6 protein-coding genes are annotated in these 7,885 nt (G+C 45.0%); 4 read left to right on the top strand and 2 right to left on the bottom strand.

What is annotated here, in order from left to right:
• Positions 1 to 64 precede the first annotated feature (64 nt).
• Positions 65 to 166, top strand: coding sequence for a hypothetical protein (locus B3Z75_RS13970; RefSeq protein ID WP_294072998.1), 102 nt, complete (start codon positions 65 to 67; stop codon positions 164 to 166).
• A gap of 173 nt (positions 167 to 339) precedes the next feature.
• Here the strand turns inward: B3Z75_RS13970 and B3Z75_RS13965 are convergent, their stop codons facing one another.
• Positions 340 to 2,070, bottom strand: a complete 1,731-nt coding sequence (locus tag B3Z75_RS13965; RefSeq protein WP_294072995.1) for an alpha/beta hydrolase — start codon at positions 2,068 to 2,070, stop codon at positions 340 to 342.
• Between the two features lie 419 nt (positions 2,071 to 2,489).
• Here B3Z75_RS13965 and B3Z75_RS13960 point away from each other — a divergent pair, with 419 nt between their 5' ends.
• A complete protein-coding gene (locus tag B3Z75_RS13960) occupies positions 2,490 to 2,786 on the top strand; it encodes a hypothetical protein (protein ID WP_238866929.1) in 297 nt (98 codons plus the stop codon).
• Here B3Z75_RS13960 and B3Z75_RS13955 read toward each other — a convergent pair.
• Positions 2,779 to 3,654: a pirin family protein gene (locus B3Z75_RS13955; RefSeq protein ID WP_238866927.1), complete on the bottom strand. Its 876-nt coding sequence runs from the start codon at positions 3,652 to 3,654 to the stop codon at positions 2,779 to 2,781. The genes B3Z75_RS13960 and B3Z75_RS13955 overlap by 8 nt on opposite strands.
• A gap of 401 nt (positions 3,655 to 4,055) precedes the next feature.
• On the opposite strand from B3Z75_RS13955, the gene B3Z75_RS13950 reads away from it, so the two are divergent.
• Entirely contained in the window at positions 4,056 to 5,204 is a 1,149-nt protein-coding gene (locus B3Z75_RS13950) for a glycoside hydrolase family 130 protein (RefSeq protein WP_238866926.1), read from the top strand.
• Between the two features lie 14 nt (positions 5,205 to 5,218).
• On the top strand, positions 5,219 to 7,870 hold the full coding sequence (locus B3Z75_RS13945) for an alpha-L-rhamnosidase (protein ID WP_238866925.1): 2,652 nt from the start codon (positions 5,219 to 5,221) through the stop codon (positions 7,868 to 7,870).
• The last annotated feature ends 15 nt before the right edge of the window (positions 7,871 to 7,885 follow it).

The following is a 7,885-nucleotide window of genomic DNA, read 5'->3' as shown; positions in this document are numbered from 1 at the left end:
TGGTGTAAATGCAATTCCGGCAAATAAACACTTGTACGATTACGTGATCTTCGACTCTCCCTAGGTGGAAAAACCATTTGCCGAACAATTGGATATAAGCAGCGAGGTGAGTGTATATGTGAAGCTACCCAAGGGATTTTACATCAACACGCCGGTGGAAAAATGAAGTAAATCTGTTAAGTCATGGAAAAAGAGAATTTCAAATTTTGTCAGTGAAATGTAGCGAACCTTCTCACGAAAAAAAATTTTGAAAAGAAAAATATCCTAAAAAGAGTTTTTTGCAAAAAATTAAATAAACTTCCAGAGGTAATCTTTAGACTGAAAACTTACACGAAACTTTTATTTATTAAATTCCTTTGCGGTAAGAAACTCCCAAATACGTTCCAGGTGGGTATAACTTCCTGTTTCCGGAGAAGCTTTTCGCTGGAAACAATGTTCGCGAGTAGCCAAGGTATGAAGTTCACTCTGAATGCCTATTTGTAGAATTTTCTCCCAAGTCTTTACTGAGTTCATGGCTGCCCATCCATCGGCATCTCCGTGTATAAACAGCATAGGAGCAGTTTTCAAATCGAATGAGAATTCCGGAGCCAATACAGCATCATCTTCATTTCCTTTTTTCACATTGGGTTGATTCAATCCATCGGTCAGTGCATAGGCAGGATAAAAGCCAATCCCCCACTGCACATGACAAGGCTGTTTGTCAATTGCGTCAATAGGCAAATAAGACCGATGTGAAGACGAAGTAACTCCCATTAAAGTTAGGTGTCCGCCTGCCGAACTGCCCATGATACCAATTCGTCCCGGATCAAGTCCGCGCTTAGCCGCTTCGCTTCGTACAATTTTAATGGTACGCTGCAAGTCTTGCCAGGCAGTTGTATGCTTAGCCAACCCAGTTGTAGGCCGAGGTGTACGATACTTTAAGGTTACTACCGTCATCCCCTTTTCATTCAGGAAACGACGCGCAGGTGCTACCTCAAAACCATCCGGGTCGTTTCCTGTATAACTTCCTCCCGAATAGATAATCTGTATTGCCTTTGTTTTCAGGTTCTTTGGTGTATGCCATTCTAGATATGGTGTACACTGATTAGGCTGAATATCTGGTGTTTTTCCCTCTGGCCAGATATCCATTTTCGAGTAATCAAGGCGGTCGCTATCATCGGCATAGCGCTCCATCAACTCCACCTCTTCTTCTAACTTACCCATATATCCCATTTGGCGCATAAATTCAATTCCTCTTTCCAGTCCGAAAGCGCCATGTCCCTTATCCGCATACAGGTGTAATTCGGCAGGAATATTCATTCGTCTGAGTTGCCGGTAAACCAATGTTGAAGTATGTGGAGCATAAACGTCGGTTCCTCCGTGATGAAGACTCATTGGGCAGGTTCGTTCATCAAATTTAAAAACTGAACTCAATTTTACATCCGTTCCATATCCTTGTCGGCTTGCAGGTATGCCTGTTTCGGCATCGGTAGTACCATAAGCCGGGGCATTCACAATCGCCCAATTGATATGACAAGGCAGCTCGTCTATCGGGTCTATTTTATCATAAGCCGAAGTTTGCGAACTGGTAGCCAATAGCAAGGCTAAATGCGAACCTGCCGACATGGAGATAACTCCAATCCTTTCCGGATCAAATCCACGTTTCCTTGCTTCGCTTCGAACTTTACGAACAGCACGTTGTCCATCTTCCCATGCAGTTTGATAAATTGGCAGCCCCACGGGTCTGGGCGTCCTATATACAAAGTTCACACATTGAAATCCTAATTGCGTAAATGTTTTGTTCCATAGTTTAATGAGTTCCATATCACAACAGGACTCGTAACCACCGCCCGAAATAAGAATCATACATCCTCCATTGCGTACTTCCTCAGCTGGTGCATCGTACCATTCCAAGTAAGCGACCCGATTCTTGTCCGCTTTAAAATCTTTTTGCCTGGCCTCGTCTGTCATGGCAGCAATCTGATGGTCTTGCCTATGTGGCATTTTATCCTTTGGCCAAATATTAACTCTTTCACTAGCAAATAAACTAATGCTAATAAACAAAGCTAATAAGCATGTCATCTTTCTCATAGTCGTATTTTTTAAATATAAAGTAAAGAGAACAAAAGTAAGTAAATTCTTTGAAGTAGCTTATTCCAGCTGATGGTCAAAGTTATTTTATCATCTTGTTTTCACCTGATTTCGGTTTAATGTAAGCCTTATCAACTCCATTCCTATTAGGAGTACATTATGACTATATTAGAGCGATATTAGGAGTTGTACCAGTTCAGGAAGATACAGTACCGTCCAACTTTGCCAACGCTATCCTTCCAAATATTTAGTTTGGATGATAATAAGGGATAGTGGGGGATAGCAACTTTTGTATTACCTTGGGTTCAGGTGGAGCGTTAAAAAAAACACAATTCGTACGTGTTCAAGAACATTTTGTTTCTTTCTGCGGTTCTAAAAATGTACTGAGATGCATCAGATACAGCATAAATCATCTAATTATGAATGCAATGAAAGATTTTGACGGAAAGAGCCGGAAAATGGAAAAAGATCCGAGCCAATATATAACGGAGGAGGATAATATCAACGACTTCGACCTGGAGACAGATTTGGATGAGGATCCGGACATCGACCTGGATGAAGATCCGGAATGGGACCCTGAATTGGATATGGATATCGACCTGGAGATCGATCCCGACCAAAGCGAGGCCAGCCGATATAACGAAGAAGAATTCCTGGACTCCGATGAACAGGTCAATGAAAATGATTCATTAAATGAAAACAGGGTGTTTAATTGACTCGTTTGATAAAAGTGCCGCGATCCAGTTCGTCGAAAGCCTGTTGCAACTCTTCCCGGCTGTTCATCACAATGGGGCCACCCCAAGCGACAGGTTCACGGAGTGGTTTGGCTGCCAGCAGCACAAAACGGGCACCCTGATTTCCTGAGCGTACAACGACTGCATCGTTTGTCTCTTCATCGGGATTGGCGGAACGAAATAAAACGGCACACGACTTCTCTTCAAAATCCGAGAGCTGCTCATCCACAGCCAATGTCCCGTCCAGCAGATAGATGAACAGCGTTTCATTGTTTGGGGTTTCCGTGTAGGTCCATGTACTATCGGGTGCAAGATCGATATCAAGGTAGGTAACCTTCACATACTTGCCTTCAAAGACGCCTTGTTTTCCTTTATAAGAGCCTGCCAGTATCCTGACAACCGCATTTTCTTCCGTTGTAACGACAATCTTGTCCTTCGTGATATCACCATAGGCGGGTTCGGTCATCTTATCTTTTGCCGGCAGGTTGACCCAGAGCTGGCACCCCAGCATCCTCTCCGACGCTTTCGGCATCTCCTGATGGATGATTCCCGATCCGGCTGTCATCCACTGGCACTCCTGGTCATGGATGGTTCCCTTGTTGCCCAGGCTGTCGCCATGTTCAATTTTGCCTTTCACCAGGTAGGTGATCGTTTCGATGCCTCTGTGCGGGTGCCAGGGGAACCCTTTGATATAATCCTTTGGATCTGAGGAGTCAAATCCATCGAGCATGAGAAATGGATCGAAATCGGGATTGGTTTCTGCACCCAATACCCTGCGTAAACGAACACCGGCGCCATCTACCGCATGTTGGCCTCTCACAATTCGAGTCGCTTTTCTTTTATTCATCATTTATTCTATTGTTACAGTGTCAAACTTTGATCAGGAAGGGCAAGCATATGCCTTTTCATTGGTTAAAAATACTGGGTTTTTTTAAAAAGGCAAAATAAAAAATATATAATTTAAAGATCGAATGTCACACCTTTTTTTTTAATACCCTTTAAGTCAAGATCCGTTTTTTTGCAAGAAAAGCGATTTATTTTCTTCAAAATGGTTTACCAAAGGGATCGATCATTGTGTCGCTAATATGTATGTAATGAGAGGAATAAGGATTTTGCCCTTTCAATAGTTTTACTTTATGCGCTACTTTGAAATGGAATCCTCCCGTTTTGCGCGTAAATTTGTGTGTTTGGAAAAAATGACACAATACAATATCAAGAGAAATCTTACCAATATTTTCAGATTTAATTTTAATGAAATTTAAAAATAATCGTACCCCTTTTGTTACAACAATTCTCGGAATCACTTCGTTGGTTCTCCTGTTCTGTTCCTGCAATCATTCCAACCAGGAATATGAACCTGCTTTTCCCCTGGGGGAATTTGTCCGCCCCAGGTACGTGAATCCAATCATTGTTCCCGACACAACAGCGCTGTTTCACTGTCCAATGAATAACAGCGATGTTTTTTGGGAGAAAGGGGATGTGTTCAATCCTGGAGTCGTGGTAAAAGGAGAAAAGCTACATCTCTTGTACCGCGCAGAAGACAACTCATCGGTGGGTATAGGTACGCGTGTTTCAAGAATCGGATTGGCCGAATCCCCTGATGGATATACAATGAATAAAAGGAACGCTCCGGTGATCTACCCGGATAGCGACCAGAACAAAGCATACGAATGGCCGGGAGGATGCGAGGACCCCCGTATAGCAGTGACCGAAGAGGGTACTTTTGTGCTTTTTTACACTTCGTGGGACAGAAAAACGGCCCGATTGTGCGTAGCTACCTCTACAGACTTGATTCACTGGGAAAAACAGGGGCCTGCATTTGCTAAAGCATACGAAGGCCGCTTCCTGAATGAGTGGTCAAAAGCATCCAGCATCCTGACCTGCCTGAAGAATGATCGACAGGTCATCAAAAAGATAAATGGACATTACTTCATGTATTGGGGCGAGTATGTGATTTATGGTGCTACATCTACCGACCTGCTCAACTGGACGCCCATTCTGAATGAAGACAATGAACTGGCGGTCTTGATGTCACCCAGAAAGGGTTGTTTCGACAGTGATCTGACTGAATGCGGACCTCCTGCCATTTGGACGGAAGAGGGTATTATTCTGTTGTATAATGGAAAGAACAAAGAAGGAGAGGGTGATCACCAATATGCACCGAATGCATACTGTGCCGGACAGGCTCTATTCGATAAAAATGATCCTGAAAAATTGATTACACGACTGGATAAACCTTTTCTGTTTCCCGAAGAAGAGTTTGAGAAGAGCGGACAATATCCTGCCGGAACAGTCTTTATTGAAGGGTTGGTCTATTTTCAACAAAAATGGTTTCTTTATTATGGATGTGCCGATTCAAAAGTGGCAGTGGCCGTATATGACCCGTCCACACAACAATGAAAAAATTTAGTATCATGCGGAAAAGTATCTTGTTTCTTTTATGCGCTTTTTGCAATTTCTATTTTTTGATTGCCAAGCCGATCAGTCTTGTGGATCTGCGTTGTGAGAACCTCATAAATCCAATAGGCATAGATAACCTGGCGCCACACTTCAGTTGGAAATTAAAAGGGGATTCCATCGCGAGGCAACAATCCTTTGAAATTCAGGTCGCTACAGATAGTGTGCTGTTTGATAAAGGGAAAGCCGATTTGTGGAATACCCGCATTCACTCATCCGCCTCGGTGATGGTTCCCTATCAGGGAGCCTCCTTGAGATCCCGCTTGCTTTGCTATTGGAGGGTACGCGTATGGGATGAGCATGGGAAAACTTCTGATTGGAGCCCTGTGCAACGTTTTGCTGTGGGTATCGTAGCGAAGGATTATCTGAAGGGAGCATATATTGGATTGGGTGGGGGAGATGTCAGATCGCCTCTCCTGAGAAAATCATTTGTTGTCAACGAACGAGGTGTCACATTCTTGCATGTCAATTCTTTGGGTTATCACGAAATATACATCAACGGGAAAAAAGTAGGAGAGGATGTGTTATCGCCTGCCGTATCGCAGTTAAATAAACGTTCGTTGGTGGTTACCTATGACGTGACCTCTTATCTGCAGCAGGGAAAAAACGAAATCGTGCTATGGCTCGGACAGGGATGGTATAAGAAGACAACTTTCGGAGCTGAACACGACGGACCGGTAGTAAGAGCCGAAATGTGTACCCTGCAGCAGGGGAAATGGCGACAGATTGTGGCGACAGATGCTTTCTGGAGCGGTCGCGCGAGCGGATACGCAGACACTGGAACATGGCAGGCCCTGCAGTTCGGAGGAGAAAGAATAGACGGTCGACTTCTTCCGGCTTGTTTGACATCCGAGAACCTGGATAGATTGAAATGGGAGCCGGCAAAAGTGATGGCCATTACGCCTCATCAGGTTTCATCTCAAATGTGTGAAACCAACAGGATACAGGAGGTACTTTCCCCAAAGAGTATCGAAGCATTGGGCAACGATACCTGGCTCGTAGATATGGGAAAAATGGTGACGGGATGGTTCGAACTGTCGGTTCCTGCACTCAATGCAGGACACGAGATCGTAGTTACATACAGCGATTTCATGACCAAAGAGGGTCAAATTGAAGAGCAGGGTGAACGGGATCTATACATTGCTTCCGGCAGGGAAGGGGATCTGTTTCGAAATAAATTCAACCATCACGCTTTCCGTTATGCCAAGATTGCCAATCTGCCGGAGAGGCCCACTTCCAGTCAGATAAAAGCATATCTGATACACGGTGATTATCAGCCGGCGGCAACGTTCAGATGTTCCGACAATGAGCTGAATGCTATTCATGACATGGTCAATTATACCCTGCGTTGTCTCACATTTAGCGGTTATATGGTGGATTGTCCCCATCTGGAGCGCACCGGTTACGGCGGCGACGGGAACTCATCAACACAAGCGCTCCAGACGATGTTTGATGTATCGCCCACCTATATGAACTGGTTACAGAGCTGGAAAGATGTAATGCGTGAGGGAGGCAGCTTGCCTCATGTGGCGCCAAATCCCGGTGCAGGAGGTGGGGGACCTTATTGGTGCGGATTCATGGTGCTGGCTCCCTGGCGGACTTTTGTCAACTATGGCGATCCCCGTCCCCTGGAGCTCTACTACGATGCAATGAAACAGTGGATGAGCTATGTGGATAAATATACCGTGGAGGGCTTGTTAAAACGCTGGCCGGATACCCCCTACCGTGACTGGTATCTGGGGGACTGGCTTGCTCCATACGGAGTGGATACCGGTGCTCAGTCTTCCATTGATCTGGTGAACAACTGTTTTATCAGCGAGTGTTTGCAAACACTGGAGAAGATTGCCTTACAACTTGATAAGCCGGATGAGGCACAGCTTTTTGCCGATAAAAGCGCTGTACTGAACAAGTTGATTCATCAAACATTCTTCGATGCCGAAATGAATATCTATGCCACAGGATCGCAGCTCGATATGTCCTATCCCATGCTGGTGGGAGCAGTGCCAGAGGAGTTGATCGGAAAAGTGAGAGATCAGTTGATTTCCCGGACCAAGGAGCAGCACAAGGGTCATATTGCAGCCGGATTGGTTGGAGTGCCCATTCTAACTGAATGGACAATCCGGAACAGGGAAGCAGATTTTATGTATGACATGTTAAAGCAGCGGGATTATCCCGGTTATCTCTACATGCTCCAAAACAATGCCACCACCACCTGGGAATACTGGAGCGGTGAACGCAGCAGGGTTCATAATTGCTACAACGGTATTGGTAGTTGGTTCTACCAGGCTGTGGGAGGAATCCGCCCCGATGAGCAGTACCCTGGTTATCAGCATGTTTTTATTGAGCCGCAGATCCCCGAAGGAGTGACATGGGCGCATACGACCAAGGAGACTCCCTACGGGACCATCATCCTGAAATGGGAAGTGAAAGACAACGTGCAACGGATGCACTTCTTGTTGCCCGCGGGAGTGGAGGCTACAGTTCTTGTACCCAAACATACACAAAAAGGGACACTGAATGAGGATGAACTTTCTTTGGAGGGCGACCTCTTTCTGAAAAGTGGCACATACGATGTAGAGTTTGTGTTGCCGCAGCCGGGTTTGAATTAGAAAAGAAATTATCTC

The sequence above is a fragment of the Proteiniphilum sp. UBA1028 genome (genome assembly GCF_002316955.1).
Classification (GTDB): Bacteria; Bacteroidota; Bacteroidia; order Bacteroidales; family Dysgonomonadaceae; genus Proteiniphilum.
The sequence above is the reverse complement of the archived record's forward strand: the minus strand, read 5'-3'. Positions and strand labels throughout refer to the sequence as shown.

Bases quoted from the DNA above. Each gene is read 5' to 3' on its own strand.
- B3Z75_RS13960 (WP_238866929.1), top strand. From the start codon at position 2,490: ATGAATGCAATGAAAGATTTTGACGGAAAGAGCCGGAAAATGGAAAAA.
- B3Z75_RS13945 (WP_238866925.1), top strand. From the start codon at position 5,219: ATGCGGAAAAGTATCTTGTTTCTTTTATGCGCTTTTTGCAATTTCTAT.
- B3Z75_RS13955 (WP_238866927.1), bottom strand. From the start codon at position 3,654: ATGATGAATAAAAGAAAAGCGACTCGAATTGTGAGAGGCCAACATGCG.
- B3Z75_RS13965 (WP_294072995.1), bottom strand. From the start codon at position 2,070: ATGAGAAAGATGACATGCTTATTAGCTTTGTTTATTAGCATTAGTTTA.
- B3Z75_RS13950 (WP_238866926.1), top strand. From the start codon at position 4,056: ATGAAATTTAAAAATAATCGTACCCCTTTTGTTACAACAATTCTCGGA.